Origin of the sequence: Nocardia sp. CA-107356 (genome assembly GCF_050946365.1) — a bacterium.
Taxonomy (GTDB): Bacteria; Actinomycetota; Actinomycetes; order Mycobacteriales; family Mycobacteriaceae; genus Nocardia.
Genome location: NZ_CP191992.1, coordinates 7,183,896 through 7,206,322, shown reverse-complemented (window position 1 = coordinate 7,206,322; position 22,427 = coordinate 7,183,896). Strand labels below are relative to the sequence as shown.

The window sequence follows — 22,427 nt, the reverse complement described above, 5'->3', positions numbered from 1 at the left end:
GCGCGCTCAGTAGAACCGAACGGGTGAGCCCGTCACAGCTCATAACGAGAGGTCCTGGCGGTTGCGCGGATCGTGCGCGGCTCCCGGGCAAGCGGGGTGGTACCGCGGTTTCGACGCATCCGGCGTCGTCATCGTCCCCGTGCTGACACATACGCGCCACGGCGCGGCGGCACGAGGAGACGTATCCGCGATGGCGGACGAACCTTCCAGCAGCGCATACCCGCGCGTCGATCTGGCAGGCCCTTCCGAGCGATCTGCAAGCAGTCGCTCCGGAACCGGCAGCGGGGCATCCTTCCCTGACCTGGAGCGTCGCGTACTCGACGCCTGGGCCACCGACGACACCTTCCGCGCCAGTATCGAGAACCGCTCGGGTGCGGCGGAGTTCGTCTTCTACGACGGCCCCCCGTTTGCCAACGGATTGCCACATTACGGACATCTGCTCACCGGCTATGTCAAGGATCTCGTCCCACGTTTCCAGACGATGCGCGGCAAGCGGGTCGATCGGCGATTCGGCTGGGACTGTCACGGACTGCCCGCGGAAATCGAAGCGGAAAAGCAGCTCGGTATCACGGACAAATCACAGATCGATGAGATGGGGCTCGCGGAATTCAACGCGGCCTGTAAATCTTCGGTACTGCGTTACACCGGTGAATGGCGTAACTATGTGACACGTCAGGCCCGCTGGGTGGACTTCGACAACGACTACAAGACGTTGGATCTCGACTTCATGGAGTCGGTGATGTGGGTGTTCAAGTCGCTGTACGAGAAGGGGCTGATCTACCAGGGCTTCCGGGTGCTGCCCTACAGCTGGTACGAGCAGACGCCGCTGTCGAACCAGGAAACTCGGCTCGATGACGCCTACAAGATGCGTCAGGACCCGGCCGTCACCGTGGATATGCTGGTGCGCGTACCCGCCGAGCATCCGCTGCGCGACCTCGACGGCGCCAATGCGCTGATCTGGACCACCACGCCGTGGACGCTGCCGTCGAACCTGGCGATCGCGGTGCATCCGGATGTGCGCTATGTGCATATGCGCGCCGCGGACGGCAAGCGCTATCTGCTGGCCGCCGAGCGGGTCTCGCATTACGCGCGCGAATTCGGCGAGGAGCCCGAAGTACTGGGCGAGTACGACGGCGCCGCCCTGACGGATCTGTCATATGTCCCGCCGTTCGACTTCTTCGTCGGCCATCCGAACGCGCACCGCGTACTGGCCGCCGACTATGTGACCACCGACTCCGGCACCGGAATCGTGCACCTCGCACCGGCCTTCGGTGAGGAGGATATGGACGTTGCCACGGCCAACGGGATCGAGCTGGTGCAGCCGCTGGATCCGGGCGGCAAGTTCACCTCGATGGTGCCGCCGTACGAGGGCCTGATGGTCTTCGATGCCAACCCGGTGATCATCAAGGACCTCAAGGCGGCCGGAAAGCTGCTGCGGCACGAGACTGTCGAGCACTCCTACCCGCACAGCTGGCGCTCCGGTCAGCCGCTGATCTATATGGCGGTGCCGTCCTGGTTCGTCGCGGTCACCAAGTTCCGCGACCGGATGGTCGAGTTGAACCAGCAGATCACCTGGGTGCCCGAGCATATGAAGGACGGCCAGTTCGGTAAGTGGCTGGAGGGCGCGCGGGACTGGAACATCAGCCGTAATCGCTACTTCGGCAGCCCGATCCCGGTGTGGGTGTCCGACGATCCGGACTATCCGCGCATAGACGTGTACGGCTCGCTCGATGAACTCGAGCGCGACTTCGGTACCCGCCCGACCGATCTGCACCGACCCATGATCGACGAGCTGACCCGCCCGAATCCCGATGATCCGACCGGCAAGTCGACCATGCGGCGGGTGCCGGAGGTTCTGGACTGCTGGTTCGACTCCGGCTCGATGCCCTATGCCCAGGTGCACTACCCGTTCGAGAACAACGAGTGGTTCGACAGCCACTTTCCCGGTGACTTCATCGTGGAGTACAACGGGCAGACTCGGGGCTGGTTCTACAACCTGCATGTGCTGTCCACCGCACTCTTCGACAGCCCGGCCTTCAAGACCGTTGTCGCGCACGGCATCGTGCTCGGTGATGACGGGCTGAAGATGAGCAAGTCCAAGGGCAACTACCCGGATGTGAACGAGGTGTTCCACCGGGACGGCTCCGATGCGATGCGCTGGTTCCTGATGAGTTCGCCGATCCTGCGCGGCGGCAATCTCATCGTGACCGAGCGCGGCATCCGCGAGGGTGTCGGCCACGCGCTGCGCCCGCTGTGGAACGCATGGACCTTCCTGCAGCTCTACGCCTCGAAACCCGGTGTGTGGCGTACGGATTCGCCGCATGTGCTGGACCGCTACATCCTGGCCAAGCTCGCCGCGACCCGGGATGCGATGACGGATGCGCTCGAGGCCTACGACATCGCCGGCGCGTGCGAGGAGTTGCGCTCGTTCGCCGACGCGCTGACCAATTGGTATGTGCGCCGGTCACGTTCGCGCTTCTGGGAGGAGGACCAGGATGCGGTCGACACGCTGCATACGGTGCTCGAGGTCGTTACCCGGCTGGCCGCGCCGCTGCTGCCGCTGATCTCCGAGGTGATCTGGCGGGGGCTGACCGGCGAGCCGTCGGTGCACCTGACCGATTGGCCGAAAGCGGGTGAGCTGCCAGAGGATCCGGATCTGGTCGCCGCGATGGACGAGGTCCGGGTGGTCTGCTCGACGGTGCTGAGCCTGCGCAAGGCGCAGAACCTGCGGGTGCGCCTGCCGCTGGCCGAGATCACCATCGCCGCGCCCGACGCCGAGCGGATGCGACCTTTCGCCGACATCATCGCCGATGAGGTGAACGTCAAGAAGGTCGACCTGACCACCGATGTCGCCGTGCACGGCCGTTTCGAACTGGTCGTGAACGCCCGCGCCGCTGGCCCGCGCCTCGGCAAGGAGGTGCAGACGGTGATCAAGGCGGTGAAGGCGGGCGAATGGTCCGAAAACGCCGACGGTGTGGTCACCGCGGCGGGCATCGAACTGCTGCCGGAGGAGTACACCCAGCGGCTGGTCGCGGCCGAACCCGAATCCACGGCGGCCCTGCCCGGCAATGCTGGTCTGGTCGTGCTGGATTCGGTGGTGAGCGAGGAACTCGAGGCAGAGGGCTGGGCCCGCGATGTGATCCGCGATCTGCAGGAGACGCGAAAGTCCCTGGGGCTGGAGGTTTCCGATCGCATCACCGTGGTGCTCGAGGTGCCCGCGGATAAGCAGGACTGGGCACAGACCCACCGCGATCTGATCGCGGGCGAAATCCTCGCCACCGCACTCACTTTCGGTGATGCTGGCGCGGACGCCGGTGAGATCGTCGGCGGCGTGAAGGTATCCGTCACCAAAGCGTGAGGGTCCAGCTACGCAAGGGGCGGGGCCATTCGGCCCCGCCCCTTCGCGGTTTCTGGAGCGATGTGGCGCCAGGTCGAGTGTGCCCGTCGGTCTGACTCCGCTGAGCCGGTTCGGCCTCTACTCCATTCGCCGCTTCTGCTGAGTTCGCCTACTCCACAACCAGTTCCACGGGGATGTTGCCGCGTGTGGCCTTCGAATAGGGGCACACCTGGTGGGCGGCCTCGAGCAGGGCCCGGCCCTGGTCGTTGTGCAGCTCCTCGGGCAGCTCGACGCGCAGGACGACGGAGATGGAGAAGCCGGTCTGCTCGCCATTGTGCAGGCTGACCTCGGCGGTGACCGAGGTGTCGCCCAGGTTGACGCCCTGGTTCTTGGCCACCACCTGCAGCGCGCCGGCGAAGCAGGCGGAGTAGCCGACCGCGAACAGCTGTTCAGGGTTGGTGCCGTCACCGCTGCCGCCGACCGCCTTGGGCTGGGCCAGCTTCAGATCGAGGTAACCGTCGGAGCTGACCGAGCGGCCTTCGCGGCCGACAGAGGTGGCGGATGAGGTGAAGAGCGTGGTCATTTCATTCCTCCTGGACAGACTTGTCTGTTCATGTCCGGCCCTCAGGGTAGACAGATCTGTCTGTTATCGTCAATAGCGAGACTCGAACCCGGAAGGAGTGTTGGTCGAGGATGAGCGAAGCTCGCGAGCGTCTACTCGACACCGCCACCCGGCTGTTCTACGCCGAGGGCATCCACACTGTGGGCATCGACCGGATCATTGCCGAGGCCGGCATTGCCAAGGCCACCTTCTATCGGCACTTCAAAACCAAGGACGATCTGGTCGTCGCCTACCTGGTGCGCGAATACGCCCGCCAGCGTGCGGCTTTCCAAGCCGTGCCCGGCGAAGGGGTCGACTCGATCGTCGGAATCTTCGAGCGGCTGGGCGAACTCAGCTGCAAGCCGGGCTTTCGCGGCTGCCCGTTCCTCAATGCGGCCGTCGAGTTCCCGGATTCGAAACATGCGGTGCGCCAAGTGGTTGAGGACTACCGCTCGTGGTTCCGCGAACTCATGACCGACCGGCTGCGCACCGCAGGGTTCGGGGAGGCGGAGGATGCGGCCCGCGCGCTGCTGTTGACGCGCGATGGTGTGGCGGTGAGCGGCGGCGTAGGCGACGGCGAGACGGTCCGGATAGGCGTCCGGACTGCCTTGTCGCATATCGGAAAATAGGGGATCAGGCCGCGACGGCCTCTTCCATCTCCTCGGCGGCATGCGTCCGGTCCGCGGGATCAGCCTGCGCGGCGCGGAAACCATTGCGGCCTAGTGCTTTTCGGCAGCTGCAGCGGCGATCGGGGGCGCGATGGCCGCCGTGAGCCTGCCGGAGACGCGAAAGTCGCCACAGCGTCCTCCTTGATCATCCGCGCGATGCTGATCGCTGCCCGGCTGCGAGTAATTGATGTGATGTAGATCACATGCTGAGAAATAGCCCATTCGCTTGTCTTGGCCGCACAATGCCCGGCACAATCGGGCATGTTGCTGCTGATGCGCAGGTGAACTTCTGTGACGGCAGTGAACGTTCGTGCTTGAACTGCTTCACCTGAAATACCTTGCGCCACAAGCAGATATGTGACGGGCGCGGGTGCTGTGATGTGTGGTTCCTGCCCGACGTCGAGGCCGGTACCGCACGGTAGCCGGGTCGACGGAAGGGGCGAGCACATATGGCACGCGAGTACAAAATGGCATTGCGCCGGATAGCCTGCGGTTTTCTGATATCGACCGTCCTCACGCTCGCGCTGGCCGGACCCGTGCGCGCTGACAGCGGAAGCGCCTCCGGTTCGGGTGGCTCCGGCTCCGCGTCCCTCGGTTCCAGCGGCTCCGCGTCCCTCAGTTCCAGCGGCTCCGCGGCACTGCCGCTGCCGAGTACCAAGGGACTCGGCGCGTTGGCCGCCGCCTTCACCCAGGTCGGCAAGCCCTACGAATGGGGCGGCACCGGGCCGTTCACCTGGGACTGCTCGGGTCTGGTCCAGTGGGCATTCGCTCAGGTGGGGGTACGTCTCCCGCGCACCACGTGGCAACAGGCCAGGGTCGGCGCCGCAGTCCCGTTCTATGCGCTGTCGCCGGGCGATGTCGTCATCTTGAACGAGGACGCCTCCCACGTCGGCATCTATGCCGGCCTCGGCCAGATCCTCGACGCGCACGACTGGGGTGTCCCGGTCGGCCTCCATCCGCTCCGCCAGTTCGACATCTATTCGATCCGTCGTTTCTGATCCGAATCGGCTACGTTTCCACCGACCAGCGCGGTGGCGCGGAGACCGACGATGAGGAACGAGATGGCGATCGGTGTGGGTAGGGGATCGGTAGTGCGCGCAGCGGGGGGCCTCGCCGGGGCGCTACTGCTCGTCGCGGCGGTAACCGGCTGCGGCGGCGATAAGAAGGATGCGGCGGCAGGGGCACCGGGTGTGCTGGACGGCTTTTCGAAGCCGGAGAGTGTGCTGATCGCCGGGGACAAGTGGTTCGTGTCGAATATCGGTGCGGCGCAGGAGCCGATGACCAAGGACGGCGACGGCTTCCTGTCGCGGCTGGACGCGAATGGAAAGGTGCTCGAGCGCAAGGCGATTCCGCGTGCGGGGGATCCGCCGCTGAACGCGCCCAAGGGGATGGCCTACGCGGACAATAAGGTGTTCGTCGCCGATATCGACCGCGTGGTCGGCTATGACGTCGATACGCTGGGGCAGGTCTTCGAGGCCCCGCTCGGCGGTGATGCCGCAGCGCTGCTCAATGACATTGCGGTGCTGGACGATCAGACCCTATTGGTCACCGATACGGTGCGCGGTGCGGTGTACAAGCTCGATATCGAGAGCAAGAAGTTCGGCACGCTGACCACGTCGATCCCCGGCGCCAATGGCATCGTCGTCGACAAGTCGACCGGGACCGCCTATGTCGCCGCACTCGGCGCGCACTTCGAGGGCGGCGATCTGTACAAGTTCGGTGTGGAGCACGCTCCGGCCGCCGTGGGCAAGGTCGGCACGGTGCACGGCAGTTTCGATGGCATCGCGCTGCTGCCCAATGGTGATCTCGCGGTCTCGGATTGGGTGTCCTCGGATAAGCCGGTGCCCGGCACGATCAAGATCTATCACACCGATGGCACCTTGGTCTCGACCGTCGAGCTGCCCCAGGATCTGCACGGCCCAGCCGATATGACCCTCGACGGGACCGGGAAGAAGCTGATCGTGCCCGCGATCGCCGACGACAAGGTCGCCATCGTCGCCTTGCCCTGAGCGACCCGGCCTGGATCGGACCCGGCCGGATTCAGTCGACGAGCTGGCGCAAAAGCGGGCCGTACTGCGGATGGGCCAGGGCCGAGGCGAATTGGGCGACCAGGTAGTCGGCCGGATTGCCGGTGTCGTACCAGCGGCCCTGGATGACCTGGCCGAAGACCGGGCTTTCGGCGGCATGCACGTTGATCGCATCGGTGAGATAGACCTCGCCGGTGCGGTGTTCGTACCACCGCTCGGTCTGTCTGCGCAGCTCACAGATGATGCCGGGGGTGACGACATAGCCGCCGATCGCGGCGAAGTTCGACGGTGCGTCCTCGGGCTTGGGCTTCTCCCGCAGACCGGTGATGCGCAGCAGACCGTTGCCGTGGTCGTCGGCGACGACCGGGACGCCGTAGCGCTGGGATTCGGACGGATCCATCGGCATCAGCGCGAGCACCGGGGCGCCGGTCGCCTCGTAGGCGTCGATCAACTGCTGTGCGCGCGGCACCCCGGCGACGAAGACGTCGTCGGGCCACAGCACCAGCATCGGCTCGTCGCCGAGATTGCGGGCGGCGTTGAGCACCGGGGTTCCGTTGCCGTAGGGACCGTGCTGATCGAGGTAGGTGATGTGACCGAGCCTGGACAAATCGCCGACCTCTTCGACCGCGTCGGCGTATGCGTCCTTGCCGTCGGCGCGTAGCTGGGCGACCAGTGCCGGATTGGGGCGGAAGTGGTCCTGGATCAAGGACTTTCCGCCGCTGACCACGATCGTGATATCGGTGATTCCGGATGCGACCAACTCCCGGACGGTGTGCTCGATGACCGGCTTATCGCCGACCGGCAGCATCTCCTTGGGGATGGCCTTGGTCAGCGGGAGCAAGCGGGAGCCGATTCCGGCGGCCGGGATCACGGCCTTGCGGATCTTCATGGTCCGATCATCACATATCCGGCTGGGTCCGAACCGCTAATCCCCACGCTTCGTCGGTACCGGCCGAGGCGGCAACACATCGGAATCGTGCCAGGTCACGGCTGGTCGGGCAGCGCCGAGCGTCGCGCTCGGTCCGCCGCCGCACTCCCGAGATCGGCCGCAATCTCGCAGTAACTACCCGGCTGACGCACACCCGGCACCCAGGCTGCGCGGCCGCGCGTACAGGTTGGTGCGCCCCGCACGAGTTTGCCCGGTGAATCCCTGCACGGCAGTCGACCGGTCGGCCGTGGCTCGTATGGGTGGGCCGACCTGTCGGTGGGGCGGCGTAGATTTCCGTGCGTGAGCACTGATAACACCGATGGGGAAGGGGCGGGTGCCGCGCCCGCTCGCACGGCCCGGCGGTGGGTGCTGCACATTGATATGGATGCCTTCTTCGCCTCGGTCGAGCAGCTGACCCGGCCGACGCTGCGTGGCCGCCCGGTGCTCGTCGGTGGCACGGGTGGGCGTGGTGTGGTTGCGGGGGCCAGCTACGAGGCGCGGGTGTTCGGTGCGCGCTCGGCGATGCCGATGCATCAGGCGCGGCGGCTGGTCGGGGTGACGGCGGTGGTGGTGCCACCGCGTGGCGCGGTGTACAGCGTGGTGAGTGCGCAGGTTTTCGACGCGCTGCGCAGCCGTATTCCGGTGCTGGAGACGCTGTCGTTCGATGAGGCATTCGGCGAGCCCGCCGAATTGGCGGGGGCGACCGTCGAGCGAGTGCGCGAATTCTGTGAGGAGCTGCGCGCGCTGGTACGGGAGCGAACCGGCCTGGTCGCCTCGGTGGGCGCCGGGACCGGCAAGCAGCTCGCCAAGATCGCATCCGGGATGGCCAAGCCCGACGGGGTGCGGGTGGTTTCACCGGATGAGCAGCGGCAACTACTTGCGGGCCTACCGGTGCGCAAACTGTGGGGGATCGGTCCGGTGGCCGACGGCCGTTTGCGTTCCCTCGGCATCGAGACAGTGGGCGCCTTCGCCGCATTGCCGGAATCGGAGGTGGTCTCGATCCTCGGCGGCAGCGTCGGCGCCGCGCTGCACCGGCTGGCCCGCGGCATCGATGACCGTCCGGTCACCGAGCGTGCCGAGGCCAAACAGATCAGCGCCGAGAACACCTATGAGACCGATATCGTCACCATGGCCCAGCTGCGCCCGGCCATCGAGACGATGGCGGTGACCGCGCACCGTCGTCTGGAAAAGGACGGGCGGGCCGCACGCACGGTGGTGCTGAAGCTGAAAAAATCCGATATGAGCATCGTGACCAGGTCGTTCACCCTGCCGTACGCGACGACCGAGCTGGCCACGCTGACGACGGCCGCGCAGCGTTCGGCCATCGACCCGGCCGAGCTCGGGCCGATTCGGCTGGTCGGAGTGGGCTATGGCGGACTGTCGACCGTGCGGCAGGAGTCGCTGTTCCCGGAGCTGGATCAGGCGCCGGTCGAGGACGGTGGTGTCTGGGAAGGCGATGCGGTGCAGCCCGACGGTTGGGGCGGATCGTCCGAAGCCGAGGGCGGCCCATCGGGCGGCGATGTGGCGCTCGGCACGGAATCGTCGGTCGCATCGGCGGGCGTCGAGGCCGAGCGCACCGCGACAGCATTCGGGTTGGCGTCGGCGCAGCGGATGTCGATGACCACGCAGTCGAGCGTCGGTGCAGCTCAGGGGGATTCGTCACTGCGAAGGCCGACGCTGTGGTATCCAGGGATGGACGTCGCGCATCCCGAATTCGGGCATGGGTGGGTGCAGGGTGCGGGACTCGGCGTGGTTACCGTTCGGTTCGAGACCAGCTCGACAGGGCCCGGTCCGGCGCGTACCTTTGCCGCCGACGACATCAGTCTGTCCCGGGCGGATCCGCTCGGCAGTCTCCGCTGACAGGTAGCCTGAGTCATTCGTGCAGCGTTGCCGGTCGGGTGACGGCTGCCGTTGGTGGAACGACATGTACCTACTCGAACGCAAAGGACGAGCAGTTGAAGCTTCGTAAGACTGGACGCATCGCCATCGCCGCTTTGGCCGTCGTCGCCGCACTCGGCATGACCGCCTGCAGCGATGACAAAGACAGCAAGCCGGCCGCGAAGACGAGCACCAGCGCCAAGGCCTCGGCCAGCGCGAGCACGAACACCAACCTGCCGCCGACCCCGACTTCGGCCGAACTGAACGCCCAGCTGCAGCGGGCGCTCGACCCGTCGGTGCCGAACTCGGAGAAGCTGGATGGCGTGCAGGGCGCGCAGGCCGACCCGGAACTGCCGAACCGCCTGGCCGAGGCCGCCAAGGGCGCCAACATCACTATTACGGTCACTGATGTGAACACCTTCGGCGACAGCGTTAACGCCAAGGCCAAGGTCGTGCTCAACGGCCAGGAGAACGTCATCGACGTGCCGTTCGTCGCCGAGGACGGCAAGTGGAAGATCCAGAAGGCGTGGGCCTGCACCATGCTGACCAACCTCGGCCAGCAGTCGGCGGCCTGCAGCTGACACCGTGGTCGCGGCCGACCTGGGCAGCAGCCCGGCGTCGGCCGCGACAGCTGTGCGCTTGCTGAGAATCAATGCTGGACGCCAGCAAGAACTTTCGTTTGGAATAGTTACCGTTAGGATCAAGCCCCGTGGCTGACACGATGGTGTGGGCGGGGCAGCCGTCCGTCGAGGAATCCGAACCCCGGACGGCACAATCGAATAGACGTGGGGGCTGGTCGGGGCCGATCGCGCTGATCGCTGGCCTGTTGGGCGCACTGTTCGCGGTGGCGGTGCCGCTGCTGCCCGTACGCGTGGACGCGGCGACGCTGACGTGGCCGCAGACCGGTTCGGCGCACAGTATCGAGGCGCCGCTGATCTCCTATGCGCCACTGACTTTCGACGCCACCCTGCCCTGCGCGGCGATCAACCAACTCAGCGCCAAGGGCGGCACACTCGCGGCGACCGGGCCCTATGGTGCTCCGGACCTCGAGCGATACGGATTCGTCGCTCGCGTACAAGCCGCAGCGGACAGCCCGGCGCGGCTGGATGTGGTGCTGCGCAATCAGGCGTTGCTCAGCGTGCCGGTGGCCGAGTTGGTTCCGGGCTGCGAACTCACCGTGCATGCCGACAACACCACGGCCACCGCTACTTTGGTCGGATTCGAGGCGCCGGGATTTCCGGTGGTGCTCAATGGCGACTATCGGCCGCAGATGGTCGGCGTCTTCAGTGATCTGGCCGCGGCCGACGGGACTCGCGTCACCGCTGAACTCGACACCCGCTTCTCGTCCACGCCCACTCCGCTGAAGCGCGCGGCGATCTGGTTGGCGGTGCTGTGCACGATTGTGTCGCTGGTCGCGCTGTACCGGCTCGACCGGCGGGACGGTCGGCAGGTGCACCGCTTCCTGCCGCAGCGCTGGTGGACGTTCTCACTGCTGGACGGCGTGGTGCTCGGCACCATGCTGGTCTGGTATTTCATCGGGTCGACGACCTCCGATGACGGCTACCAGTTCGGTATGGCGCGCGCATCGGGCGTCGCGGGCTACATGGCCAACTACTTCGCCTACTTCGGGGTGCCCGAAAATCCGGTCGGCACACCGTATTACGACCTCATCCGGATCATGACAGAGGTCAGCACCGCCAGCCCGTGGGTGCGGCTGCCCGCGCTGTGCTGTGGTGTGCTGATGTGGCTGCTGCTCAGCCGCGAGGTGGCGCCCCGGCTCGGCGTCGCGGTGCGGCACAACCGCGTCGCGATGTCGACCGGTGCGCTGGGCTTCCTGACCATCTGGCTGGCCTATGACAATGGACTGCGTCCGGAACCGCCGGTGGCGCTCGGACTGTTGCTGACCTGGTGTCTGGTCGAGCGCGCCATCGCGACCCGGCGGTTGTTGCCCGCCGGATTCGCGATCTTGGTCGCAGCCTTCGCCTGTACCGCAGGGCCCTCCGGTGTCATCTGCATCGCGGCGCTGCTCGCCGGATTGCGACCGGTCGCGCGAATCATCATGTCCCGCACCCGCACTCGGGGTTCGATGCGGCGCGCCATCGGTTACGCGATGCTGCTCGCTCCGCTGCTCGCAGCCGGTGCCGTGGCGCTGGCGATCATGTTCGCCGATCAGCCACTGGCGGCGATGTTCGAGATGAAGCGCATCCATCACATCGTCGGCCCGGATGTCGAGTGGTTCAACGACTATCTGCGCTACCAGTACCTATTCCAAGGCGAGACCGATGGCTCCGTCGGTCGCCGGATCGGCGTGCTGGCGATGTTCGCGGGGCTCATCGCTTGTGTACTCGTGTTGCTGCGCAAGGGCGGTCGGATCCCGCTGACCGCGGCGGGCCCGACTCGGCGCATTCTCGGTGTCACCGTCGGTGCGCTGCTGCTGATCATGGTCACGCCCACCAAGTGGACCCATCATTTCGGTGTCTACGCGGGTGTGGCCGGAGCCGTCGCGATGGTGACCGCCATGGCCGTCGCACCGCGGGTGCTACGCGCACCGCGCTACCGCGCTTTGTTCGCCGCGGCGGTCGCGTTCCTGCTCGCGCTGGTGTTCTCCGGGCCCAATAAGTGGTGGTATGTCTCGTCTTACGGCATTCCGTGGTGGGATAAGCCGCCGGTGATCGCCGGGCTCGAGCTCAATAAATTGTTCCTCTTCGCCACCGCCGCATTGCTGGTAGTGGCCGCCTGGTGGCATGTGCACTCGCCGGAACCCGGTACGCCACATAAGGTTTCCCGCTTCGCGTGGCGGGTGTCGGTGCTGCCGCCGTTGACGATCGCCTTGGCGCTGCTCGTCGTCTGGGATGTCGGCTCATTCGCCAAGGCGGCCGTTGCCCAGGGTCCGGCGTTCTCGCTGGCGCGTTCGAATATCGAAGCGCTGACCGGTAAGACGGCCGGCTTGGCCGGTCACGTGTTGGTCGAATCCGATCCGAACGCGGGCATGCTGCGGCCGCTGACCGGCGACGCGGTGAGCACGCTGTCGGGCACCGGAACCGGATTCACCGGTGCGGGCGTTGCGGCCGATCTGCGCCCCGACGACGATTCGAGTCCGACCGGCAGTATCGCCGACGCGTTGAGCAGCAAGTCCGCCTCGGAGAACACCGCGGGAACCGCCACCGCCGCACTGCCTTTCGGACTGAACCCGGCGACCACGCCGGTACTCGGCAGCTACGGCTCCGGTGACGCGGGCCCCGCCGAGCTGACCACCGGCTGGTACCGGCTTCCCGAATCCGCCGACCGTACCGGCATCATCGCGCTGACCGCGGCGGGCCGGATCAGATCGGTCGACGCCGACGGTATCGTCACGCCGGGCCAAACCCTCGAAATCGAGTACGGCGCAACTGATTCCGCGACGACCGCGCAGCCGATGGGTAAGATCACCCCGATCGATATCGGACCGGCGCCGTCCTGGCGCAATCTGCGCGTGCCGTTCACCGAAATCCCCACCGGCGCAGACGTGATCCGCATCGTCGCCATCGACCGCGACCGCAACCCCAAGCAGTGGCTGGCCGTCACTGCGCCCCGCGTCCCGCAGACCAGAACTCTGAATGACGTTGTCGGCTCCAAGGTTCCGGTCCTCACCGACTGGATGGTCGGCCTCCAATTCCCCAACCAACGCCCCTACGACCACCGCGACAATATCGCCGAAGTCCCCGCCTATCGCATCCTGCCGGACCGTCCCGGCGCCGAGATCACCACCCTCTGGCAGAGCCACGACGGCGGCGGCCCCCTCGGCTGGTCCACTATGCTCCTGCGCCCCCGCACCCTCGCCACCTACCTGGACCAGGACTGGCGCCGCGACTGGGGCGAACTGCAACAACTGACCCGCATCGACCCGAAAGCCGATCCGGCCAAACCCGATATCACCCAGCAAGACCACTCCGGCCTGTGGACCCCCGGGCACATCAACACCGCCTACTGACCGGTGTTGTCGATGCTGTTGGTGGCCATGCGGGTGGCGAGGGCGGCCAGGTCGGTGGCGGTGAAACCTGGGTAGCCGTGGAGGATTTCACGCCACGGGGTGGGGATGGCGGTGGCGCCCCAGCGGGCGCCGAGGAGGCCGCCAGCGATGGCGGCGGTGGTGTCGGTGTCGCCGCCCGCGCGGACACAGAGTTCGAGGGCTCGGGGGAGGTGCTCGGGGCCGGAGGCGTCAGCGGTGGTGATGGCCCACCAGGCGGTCTGGAGGGCGTGGACCACCCAGCCGTTATTCGAAAAGTCCTGCGGGGTACCGGATTCGGCTTGGTCGAGCAGATGGGTCCAATAGGCGGCGCTGGGCGAGGCGTCGACGAAGGCGCGGACACCGTCCAAGGTTCCGGCGAGCACCGCGTGCCTGATGGCCGCGGTCCAGATCTTGCAGGCCTCGATCGCCTGCTGGTCGTGATGGGTGAGCGCGCCGATCGCACCGGCCATCCGGACGCATTCCTCCGCGTCGCCGAGATAGGCGAGCGCGACCGGCGCGGTGCGCATGAGCGAACCATTGCCGCCGGTCTTGCCGTGTAACGACATGGCCTGCGTCTGCATCTCCCTGGCCGAGCGCGGCCGCACCGCCAGCACGGCGCGGGTCTGGATGCCGATATCGGGGGGATCGGAATCGAACCACCGGACGAATCCGGCGGCCACCTCGTCGAGATCGATTCCGGACCCCTTATCGGCCGCCAGCGCGATGGCGATCGCCATGGAGGTATCATCGGTCCACTGCCCCGGGGCCCACCGGCACGGCCCGCCGCCGATCATATCGATCGCGACGTGTGTTCCCGGCCACGTGAATTCGTAGCCCGCCCCGAGCGCATCGCCCGCAGCGGTGCCGAGCAGCACGCCCGCCGCCCGATCGAGTTGCGCATCGTCCAGCATCGAAGAAACCTTCCGGTTTTGCGGTGATCGCGGCCAATGTACCCGATGACCAGGGCAATTCCGTCCTGTCGGTATCGACAAGTGACGCCGTACAAATCTGTGCCCTCACCACGAAACCAGGGCTGGGAATAGCAGATCAGTCGCGGTCTGCGAGAGTCGACGGTTCGAGTTCCGCGGCATCGGTGCCCCGCTGCCCACGCCGCCGCCCACGCATGAGCGCGTCGGCGGTGAAGATCGCCAGTGCCGCCCAGATGAGCGCGAACCCGGCCCACCGCGACGCGGGCATCGCCTCATGCGCGACGGCCACGCCCCAGGCCATCTGCAGCGCCGGAGTGAGGTACTGCAGTAGTCCCATGGTCGAGAGCGGAACCCGTTGCGCGGCAACGGCGAACAGCAGCAGCGGTAATAGGGTGACCGGACCGGTCGAGATCATCAATCCGGAATGCCCGATACCGCTGGCGAATTCACTGCGCCCGGTCACCGCGAATACGATCACGAAAGCCAATGCGAATGGTGCGGCGACCAAACCCTCGGCCGCGATACCGTGCAGCGCGTCCAGCGGAATCACCTTCTTCACCAGCCCATAGGTCGCGAAGGAACAGGCCAGTGCCAGCGCGATGAGCGGCGGTCTGCCGTAGTCGACGGTGAGCACCGCGACGGCCAGCGCACCCAGCCCGAGCGCCGCCCACTGCACCCTGGCCAACCGCTCACCGAAGATCAGCACGCCGAACGCCACCGTCACCAGCGGATTGATGAAGTAGCCGAGCGCGCACTCCACCACATGCCCGGAGGTGACGCCGTAGACGTACACGCCCCAGTTGATCGACAGAGCCGTGATCGCCACCGCCGCCATCCGCCAGGTCCGCGCGTCGATCCCACGCAGCCCGCCCAACTGCCCCGTCACCGCGAGCACCACCAGCACCAGCACCAACGTCCACAGGATCCGCTGTGCCACCACCTCGGCCGGATTCGCGAAGGCCAGTAGCCCGAAGTACGCGGGGAACAGTCCCCAGATCAGAAATGCGCCCATACCGAACACAACACCCGGGACCGTCCTGCTTCGCTGCACGCTACCGACCGTAGTTCTCGGTAGCCTGGCGGTCATGTCGATTACCGTGCCTCACACTGCCGTGACCGGGCTGACCGCGGCGGAGGTCGAGCAGCGTCGCCGCGACGGACGCACCAATGACGTCCCGGACCGGGCGAGCCGCTCAGTACGCGACATCGTCCGGGCCAATGTCTTCACGCGGATCAATGCCATCCTCGGCGTGCTGTTCGTCCTGGTGCTGGCGACGGGTTCGATCATCGACGGCATGTTCGGTCTGCTGATCATCGCCAATAGCGCGGTCGGCATCATTCAGGAGGTCCGCGCCAAGCGCACCCTGGACCAGTTGGCCATCGTCAGCCAGGCCAAGCCGACCGTGCGCCGCGACGGCAGGGCACTCGAGGTGCTACCGAAGGAGGTCGTACTCGACGATCTGATCGAGCTCGGTCCGGGCGACCAGATCGTCGTCGACGGCACGGTCGAGGAGTCGGCACTGCTCGAGGTGGACGAGTCGCTGCTCACCGGTGAGGCCGATCCGGTGGACAAGCCGATCGGGGCGGCGGTGATGTCGGGTAGCTACGTCGTGTCCGGTTCCGGCGCCTACCGTGCGACCAAGGTCGGCAAGGACGCCTACGCGGCCAAACTGGCCGAGGAGGCCAGCAAGTTCACGCTGGTGAAGTCCGAGCTGCGCAGCGGTATCGACACCATTCTCAAGGTCATCACCTATCTGCTGATCCCGGCCGGTCTGCTGAGCATCTACAACCAGCTGTTCTCCAGTAAGGAGTCGTGGCGGCCCGCGGTGACCGGTATGGTCGCGGCGCTGGTGCCGATGGTGCCCGAGGGGCTGGTGCTGATGACCTCGGTCGCGTTCGCGGTCGGCGTGGTGCGACTCGGCAGGCGCCAATGTCTGGTGCAGGAACTGCCCGCCATCGAGGGGCTGGCCAGGGTGGATGTGGTCTGCGCGGATAAGACCGGCACGCTCACCGAGAATGGGATGCGGCTCTCGGATATCAAGACTGTCGGCTCATTCGACGACGCCGAGGTGCGCCGGGCCTTGGCCGCCATGGCCGCCGACGATCCGCGTCCGAATGCGAGCGTGCAGGCGATCGGCGAAGAGCTGACCGATAGACCGAATTGGCGGCACACCGCGGTCGCGCCGTTCTCCTCGGCGAAGAAGTGGAGCGGCTTCTCCTATGGCGAACACGGCGACTGGCTGCTCGGTGCGCCCGATGTGCTGCTCGACCCGAGTTCCGAAGATGCCCGCGTCGCAGAGGAACTCGGTTCTTCGGGTCTGCGCATTCTGCTGCTGGCGCGCAGCGACCGTCCCGTCGACGCCGTCGACGCACCCGGCGCCGTTGACCCCGCGGCGCTCGTCGTGCTCGAGCAGAAGGTGCGTCCTGATGCCCGCGAAACCCTCGATTACTTTGCCAGCCAGCAGGTTTCGATCAAGGTGATCTCCGGCGACAATGCCGTCTCGGTCGGTGCGGTGGCGTCCTCGCTGGATCTGCGCGGCGGCGATCACGCGGTCGACGCTCGCGAATTGCCCGAGGACCATCACGCACTCGCCGATGTGCTCGAGCACGAGACCACCTTCGGCCGGGTGCGCCCGGATCAGAAGCGAGCCATGGTGGCGGCCTTGCAATCTCGCGGCCATACCGTCGCCATGACCGGTGATGGTGTGAACGACGTACTGGCGCTGAAGGATTCCGATATCGGTGTGGCGATGGGCTCGGGCAGTCCGGCCACCCGTGCGGTCGCACAGATCGTATTGCTGGACAACAAATTCGCCACGCTGCCGTATGTGGTCGGTGAGGGCCGCCGGGTGATCGGCAATATCGAGCGGGTCTCGAATCTGTTCCTCACCAAGACCGTGTACTCGGTACTGCTCGCCTTCTTGGTCGGTATCGCCGGTGTCGGCTCGCAGATCTTCGGCTACGATCCGATCGGATATCCGTTCCTGCCAAGGCATGTCACGATCGCGGCCTGGTTCACCATCGGCATCCCGGCCTTCATCCTGTCGCTGGCTCCCAACAACGAACGCGCCCGCTCCGGATTCGTCTCGCGCGTCATGCGTTTGGCGATTCCATCCGGTGTGGTGATCGGCGTCGCCACCTTCATCGCCTACCTGATCGCCTACGCGGGGCCGGATGCCAGTTTCGAGCAGAAGGAGCAGGCGGGCACCACGGCGCTCATCACCTTGATCATGATCGCGGTGTGGGTGCTCGCCATCGTCGCCCGGCCGTATGTGTGGTGGAAGGTGGTGCTCATAGGCGCCTCGATCGCCGCTTATGTGCTGTTGTTCACAATCCCGTTCACCAGGCATTTCTTCAAACTCGACCCCTCGAATGTCGAACTCACCACCGCGGCGTTCATCTGCGGCGCAGTCGGCATCGTGCTCGTCGAGGCCGCTTGGTGGATCGCCGCCGCAGTTCAGGGCGAGAAGCACACGCTACTTCCGAGCTCACCGGGCGGGGGCGCCTGAACAACTGGACATGTGACCCGCCGCGCCGCGAGATACCTTGTGCGAAGGGATCATTCAGGGTTGGAGTACCTTCTCGACTATGGAGGTATTGCTGCACCAGATCGACGCGTTCGCCGACGAACCGTTCTCGGGCAACCCGGCCGCGGTCATGCCGCTGCCCACCTGGCTGCCGGACGAGCTGTTGCAACATCTGGCCGCGGAGAACAACCTCGCCGAGACCGCCTTCTACACCTCTCAATTACCCGTCGAGGCGGGCGGGCCACCAGGGGAGTGGCCCGCCTGGCACCTGCGCTGGTTCACCCCGACGATGGAGGTGGACATGTGTGGCCATGCCACCATGGCCACCGCCGCGCAGATCCTCGAGGACATTCACCCGGGCGAGGACCGGGTGAGCTTCTTCACGCGTAGCGGCTGGCTACACGTCGACCGCACCGATGACGACGAATTTGTACTGGACCTACCCGCCCTGGAATCCAGGGAGATCGCTCCCGATCCCGCACTGGTGGAGGCGCTCGGGGTGCGCCCGGTGCGCGCGTACACCGGATTCGACGAGGTGATCGTCCTCGGCTCCGAGCGGGAGGTGCGCGAGGCTCGGCCGAACTTCGCAGCCTTCCCGCCGCTCGCGTTCGACGCCGTGATCACCGCGCCCGGCGATACCGTCGACTTCGTCTCGCGCGTCTTCGGACCGGACCTCGGCGTGGTCGAGGATCCGGTCACGGGATCGGCACATGCCCAACTGGTTCCGCTGTGGAGCCGCGAATTCGGCCGCACCGCACTCAGTGCGCGTCAGTTGTCCCAGCGTGGCGGCAGCCTGCGCTGCGAACTCGCGGGCGACCGGGTGCTGCTCATCGGACGGTGCCGCCGGTATCTGGATGGTGTTGTGACACTGCCGGATTGACCAGCCCGGCCGCATAGCTGAAACCCGCCACGGTGTGGACGGCATCGAGCAGTGCGGCGGGTTCGGTGTCCATCGACGTCCGTTGGACGTGGCACCGGATGAGCCGCAATCGCGGACGGCATCGGAGTTGGACGAGTCGATGCGCATCACCTACTACACCAACAAGTGATGTGGCGACTACTGGTCCGGTACCGCGCCGTCATCCGGGCCGGGCAGGGCGATGTCCTCGTACTCGGGCAGTAGCGGGACGATCGCGAAGCTGAGGGCGACGGCGTCGGCGGGGAGCGCCTGAACGGCACGGATCTCGTTCTGGGCGGCGAGATTTCGGAGTTCGGAGAGTCGGCCGCGAACCACCAGGCCGACGGTGCATGCGCATCCGGCGCGCAGACGAGCCACCGACACTGCGGTGACGCGGCTGGTGCGATCGTCCGCGGGGTGTTCGGCCAGCAGTTGCCAGGCGGCGTTATCGGCCGAGGCGACCGCGACGGTATTGCCCGCGGGGAGTTGGACCGTGACGATCGGGGTGTGCACGCGGGGGATCGACACATGGTGGCTGGCCGCGGCGATCCGCAGACTGCCGCTGTGTGCCGGAATCTGGTCGGGGGTAAGCGGTTCGGTGAAGGAGGCCAGGGCCCAGTGCTCGTTGGTATCCGAGCCGGACAGCGAATCCTGGGCCCGCACAAGATAATCCGCGACCGGCTCGCCCCGTTCGGGGCCGAGCCGGTCGGTGGAGATACCGGACGGACGTGGCGGATTCAGCGCCCCGAGCACCACGACGAGCACGGCGAAACCAACCGCCGCAACGGCAATGGCGATGCGGCGCAAGGGGATCGAGTCAGGCATTGCGCAGCACGTCGAGTGCGTTCTTCAGATCGTCCGGGTATTCGCTGGTGATCTCCATATACCGACCGTCGGCCGGATGGTTGAACCCGAGCGAACGCGCGTGCAGCCATTGACGTTCCAGCCCGAGCCGCTCCGCCAACCGCGGATCCGCACCATAGGTGAGATCACCACAGCACGGATGCCGGATCGCGGAGAAATGCACCCGGATCTGGTGGGTGCGCCCGGTTTCCAGATGAATATCGAGCAGGCTCGCCGCCTGGAACGCCTCGACGGTGTCGTAGTGCGTGATGCTCGGTCGCCCGTCCGCGGTGACCGCGAATTTCCAGGCGTCGCCGCGGGCCCGGCCGATCGGCGCATCGATGGTGCCGCTGCTCGGATCCGGATGTCCCTGCACCAGTGCGTGATACCGCTTATCGATGGTGCGCTGCTTGAACGCCCGCTTGAGCACCGTGTAAGCGTGTTCGGACTGCGCGACCACCATCACCCCGGAGGTGCCGACATCGAGCCGGTGCACGATGCCCTGCCGTTCGTGCGCCCCCGAGGTCGAGATGCGGTAGCCCGCCGCGGCGAGTCCGCCGACCACCGTCGGTCCGGTCCAGCCGACGCCGGTATGCGCCGCGACGCCGACGGGTTTGTCCACGGCGACGATGTCGTCATCGGCGTAGAGGATCTTCATTCCCGCCACCGGGGTGGCCTCGATGGTGAGTTCGCGCTTGGGTTCGGGGAACTCGACCTCGAGCCAGGCGCCAGCGACCAGGCGATCCGATTTGCCCGCGGCGACGCCGTCGAGCTGCACCGACCCCTCCTCGGCCAGGGTGGCCACGGCGGTGCGGGACAGGCCGAGCAGCCGGGACAGTCCGGCGTCGACGCGCATGCCGTCGAGTCCATCGGGTACGGGCATGGTCCGTGTTTCTCTCATGCCTGCACCTCGCTGGTGCTCGGTTCCGGCACGAGCGAAGCTCGCTGTGACATGGTTCGCTCGCTGTGCTCGGTCATGCCGCCGTCCCCTTGCTGCTGGCCGTGCCGTTGGCACCGTTGTCCGACGGTGTGTCGTCCGGCGCTGCGGCGGTATCGGTGGCGGTCTCCTCGGCGCGGCCGTGCCCGGTGCGGGTGCCGTCGGGCTCGAAACCGAAGACCGTGAGCACGACCAACAGGATTGCGCCGCACACGATCGAGGAGTCGGCCAGGTTGAACACCGGCCACCAGCCGACCGCGATGAAGTCCACCACATGTCCCTGCAGCGGTCCCGGCGCACGGAACAACCGGTCGACCAGATTGCCGAGCGCGCCGCCGAGCACCATGCCGAGCCCGATCGCCCACCACAGCGAGCGCAGCGTGCGGCCGATGCGGATCACACCGATCACCACGGCCGCGGCGACCAGCGTGAGCAGCCAGGTCATGCCGGTCGCCATCGAGAACGCCGCGCCCGGGTTGCGCACCAGCGACAGCCGTGCGAAATCGCCGATGATCGGCACCGGATCGCCCGGGGTCAGCTTCGCGACGACGATGGTCTTGGTGAGCAGGTCGAGACCGAGCAGCACCGCGGCGATGATCAGTAGCGTGGGTAGCCGCAGCGCTGCCGCGGGCTTCCCGGAATCGGTGGTTGGCGTCGGGGTTTCTGCGTCGTCGCTGTGCGGCACCGCGTCATCGGCGGTGTTGTCCTCGGGCGGCCGGTCGTCACTCACGCCGACCATCATCTCTCGAGTAACGACATGCCCTGCGCACGCGGTCACCTGCATGTCCCAGCTGACACTCAGGAAGCGGTCGTACTCTGATGCTCGTGACGGTGTTGTCTTCCCCCCACGTACCCCGAATTGCGCGCTCGGGTGTGCTGCTGATGGTGCTGGCGGTCGGACTTTCCGCGTTCGGCGTCGGCTGTAGTGACGGCTCCGACGCGCGTGTCGAAGCCGACAGCACCGAACCGCTCGGCATCGGTAAGGAAGTGACCGTGCCGATCTCGGCTGCGGTCACCACCGTCCTCTCGGCGGGCGAGGAGCCGCGGTCACTGCTGCGTCCCGCCTATCCGGCGGGCACGGAGCAGCAGGTGACGCTGCGCACCGATCATCACATCGAGCAGCAGATCAATGATCAACCGCCGAGCGACTTCTCTTCGCCGCCGCTGACGATTCCGATGACGGCCCAGACCGACGCCGACGGTGTGGAACTGACCCTCGGCACCATCTCCACCCCGGATCCGTCGCTGGCCAAGGCACTCACGGCCGCCGGTGGTTCGCACGCCGGATTCGATATGAGCGACCTCGGTGCGATTACCGCGCTGCGCCTCGCCCCGTCACCGGACACCTCCAATTCCGCCCGCGCTGCCCTGGAGCAGGCCTTCTATCAGGCGGTCTACCGTTCGATCACCTTCCCCGACCAACCCGTCGGCGAGGGTGCGGTGTGGACGGTGCGCCAAGAGGTCGACGGCGGTGTCGCACTCGACCAGGTGACCACCGCGACGCTGACCGAGCGCGACGGCGATCGGCTGACCATCGAACTCGAGGTGATCCAGGCGCCGAAGTCGCAGGTGTGGACGCTGCCCAATAACGCGGGCACGCTCGATATCAAGGACTACGTCATGCAGGGTGCGGGCACGATCACCGTCGACCTCGGATTGCCGCTGCCGGTGGCCGGATCCATTACCGTCGGCGGGCATCAGGCCTACCGTGATCCGCGCAGCGCGAGCATGCTGCAGCAGACGATCAATACGCAGGTCACCTGGACCGAGTGAGGGCTCCCGTCGTCCCGTGGGCAGCCGCAGGTCGTTAGATCAAAGTGCCGATCCAGGTCTTTTTGTCGGTTCCGAGGAATAGGCTCGCACCTA

Annotated in this window: 18 protein-coding genes; 11 read left to right on the top strand and 7 right to left on the bottom strand. The window is 66.5% G+C overall.

Annotated features, from left to right (window positions below):
* The first annotated feature begins 190 nt into the window (after positions 1–190).
* The gene (gene ileS / locus ACQP1G_RS32375) at positions 191–3,358 is read left to right on the top strand and encodes an isoleucine--tRNA ligase (protein WP_433193436.1); all 3,168 of its coding nucleotides are present in this window, start codon (positions 191–193) and stop codon (positions 3,356–3,358) included.
* Between the two features lie 148 nt (positions 3,359–3,506).
* Here the strand turns inward: ileS and ACQP1G_RS32370 are convergent, their stop codons facing one another.
* Entirely contained in the window at positions 3,507–3,920 is a 414-nt protein-coding gene (locus ACQP1G_RS32370; RefSeq protein WP_433193435.1) for an organic hydroperoxide resistance protein, read from the bottom strand.
* A 110-nt stretch (positions 3,921–4,030) separates the two neighbouring features.
* Between ACQP1G_RS32370 and ACQP1G_RS32365 the strand changes: the two genes are divergently transcribed.
* The 3 genes from ACQP1G_RS32365 (at position 4,031) to ACQP1G_RS32355 (ending at position 6,615) form a co-directional block, all read left to right on the top strand.
* Positions 4,031–4,567 carry a TetR/AcrR family transcriptional regulator gene (locus ACQP1G_RS32365; RefSeq protein WP_433193434.1) on the top strand — a complete coding sequence of 179 codons (537 nt, stop codon included), beginning with the start codon at positions 4,031–4,033 and terminating at the stop codon, positions 4,565–4,567.
* A 488-nt stretch (positions 4,568–5,055) separates the two neighbouring features.
* A complete protein-coding gene (locus tag ACQP1G_RS32360; RefSeq protein WP_433193432.1) occupies positions 5,056–5,604 on the top strand; it encodes an NlpC/P60 family protein in 549 nt (182 codons plus the stop codon).
* Positions 5,605–5,655: 51 nt separating this feature from the next.
* On the top strand, positions 5,656–6,615 hold the full coding sequence (locus tag ACQP1G_RS32355) for an SMP-30/gluconolactonase/LRE family protein (RefSeq protein WP_433193431.1): 960 nt from the start codon (positions 5,656–5,658) through the stop codon (positions 6,613–6,615).
* 31 nt (positions 6,616–6,646) lie between these two features.
* Here the strand turns inward: ACQP1G_RS32355 and ACQP1G_RS32350 are convergent, their stop codons facing one another.
* Positions 6,647–7,522 (bottom strand): UTP--glucose-1-phosphate uridylyltransferase, encoded by an 876-nt coding sequence (locus ACQP1G_RS32350; protein WP_433193429.1) that lies wholly within the window; start codon positions 7,520–7,522, stop codon positions 6,647–6,649.
* A 420-nt stretch (positions 7,523–7,942) separates the two neighbouring features.
* Here ACQP1G_RS32350 and ACQP1G_RS32345 point away from each other — a divergent pair, with 420 nt between their 5' ends.
* From ACQP1G_RS32345 to ACQP1G_RS32335, 3 genes are all read left to right on the top strand, one after another.
* Positions 7,943–9,421 (top strand): DNA polymerase IV, encoded by a 1,479-nt coding sequence (locus ACQP1G_RS32345; RefSeq protein WP_433209012.1) that lies wholly within the window; start codon positions 7,943–7,945, stop codon positions 9,419–9,421.
* A gap of 95 nt (positions 9,422–9,516) precedes the next feature.
* On the top strand, positions 9,517–10,020 hold the full coding sequence (locus ACQP1G_RS32340) for a hypothetical protein (protein WP_433209009.1): 504 nt from the start codon (positions 9,517–9,519) through the stop codon (positions 10,018–10,020).
* A gap of 128 nt (positions 10,021–10,148) precedes the next feature.
* Entirely contained in the window at positions 10,149–13,409 is a 3,261-nt protein-coding gene (locus ACQP1G_RS32335; RefSeq protein WP_433193428.1) for an arabinosyltransferase domain-containing protein, read from the top strand.
* Here ACQP1G_RS32335 and ACQP1G_RS32330 read toward each other — a convergent pair.
* A complete protein-coding gene (locus ACQP1G_RS32330; protein WP_433193426.1) occupies positions 13,403–14,338 on the bottom strand; it encodes an ADP-ribosylglycohydrolase family protein in 936 nt (311 codons plus the stop codon). The two genes, ACQP1G_RS32335 and ACQP1G_RS32330, sit on opposite strands and share 7 nt — an antisense overlap.
* A 136-nt stretch (positions 14,339–14,474) precedes the next feature.
* Positions 14,475–15,407: an EamA family transporter RarD gene (gene rarD / locus ACQP1G_RS32325; protein WP_433193425.1), complete on the bottom strand. Its 933-nt coding sequence runs from the start codon at positions 15,405–15,407 to the stop codon at positions 14,475–14,477.
* Positions 15,408–15,441: 34 nt separating this feature from the next.
* Between rarD and ACQP1G_RS32320 the strand changes: the two genes are divergently transcribed.
* The 3 genes from ACQP1G_RS32320 (at position 15,442) to ACQP1G_RS32310 (ending at position 18,932) form a co-directional block, all read left to right on the top strand.
* The gene (locus ACQP1G_RS32320) at positions 15,442–17,865 is read left to right on the top strand and encodes an HAD-IC family P-type ATPase (protein ID WP_433193423.1); all 2,424 of its coding nucleotides are present in this window, start codon (positions 15,442–15,444) and stop codon (positions 17,863–17,865) included.
* Positions 17,866–17,944: 79 nt separating this feature from the next.
* A complete protein-coding gene (locus ACQP1G_RS32315; protein ID WP_433193421.1) occupies positions 17,945–18,763 on the top strand; it encodes a PhzF family phenazine biosynthesis protein in 819 nt (272 codons plus the stop codon).
* A gap of 34 nt (positions 18,764–18,797) precedes the next feature.
* The gene (locus ACQP1G_RS32310) at positions 18,798–18,932 is read left to right on the top strand and encodes a hypothetical protein (RefSeq protein ID WP_433193420.1); all 135 of its coding nucleotides are present in this window, start codon (positions 18,798–18,800) and stop codon (positions 18,930–18,932) included.
* A gap of 8 nt (positions 18,933–18,940) precedes the next feature.
* Here ACQP1G_RS32310 and ACQP1G_RS32305 read toward each other — a convergent pair whose 3' ends face one another.
* The 3 genes from ACQP1G_RS32305 to lspA all read right to left on the bottom strand — a co-directional run bounded on the left by ACQP1G_RS32305 (position 18,941) and on the right by lspA (position 21,300).
* The gene (locus tag ACQP1G_RS32305) at positions 18,941–19,606 is read right to left on the bottom strand and encodes a hypothetical protein (RefSeq protein ID WP_433193419.1); all 666 of its coding nucleotides are present in this window, start codon (positions 19,604–19,606) and stop codon (positions 18,941–18,943) included.
* On the bottom strand, positions 19,599–20,525 hold the full coding sequence (locus tag ACQP1G_RS32300; protein WP_433193418.1) for an RluA family pseudouridine synthase: 927 nt from the start codon (positions 20,523–20,525) through the stop codon (positions 19,599–19,601). The genes ACQP1G_RS32305 and ACQP1G_RS32300 overlap by 8 nt, the downstream gene beginning before the upstream one ends.
* Positions 20,526–20,598: 73 nt before the next feature.
* Positions 20,599–21,300 (bottom strand): signal peptidase II, encoded by a 702-nt coding sequence (gene lspA / locus ACQP1G_RS32295; protein ID WP_433209006.1) that lies wholly within the window; start codon positions 21,298–21,300, stop codon positions 20,599–20,601.
* Positions 21,301–21,380: 80 nt separating this feature from the next.
* On the opposite strand from lspA, the gene ACQP1G_RS32290 reads away from it, so the two are divergent.
* On the top strand, positions 21,381–22,334 hold the full coding sequence (locus tag ACQP1G_RS32290) for a hypothetical protein (protein ID WP_433193417.1): 954 nt from the start codon (positions 21,381–21,383) through the stop codon (positions 22,332–22,334).
* The last annotated feature ends 93 nt before the right edge of the window (positions 22,335–22,427 follow it).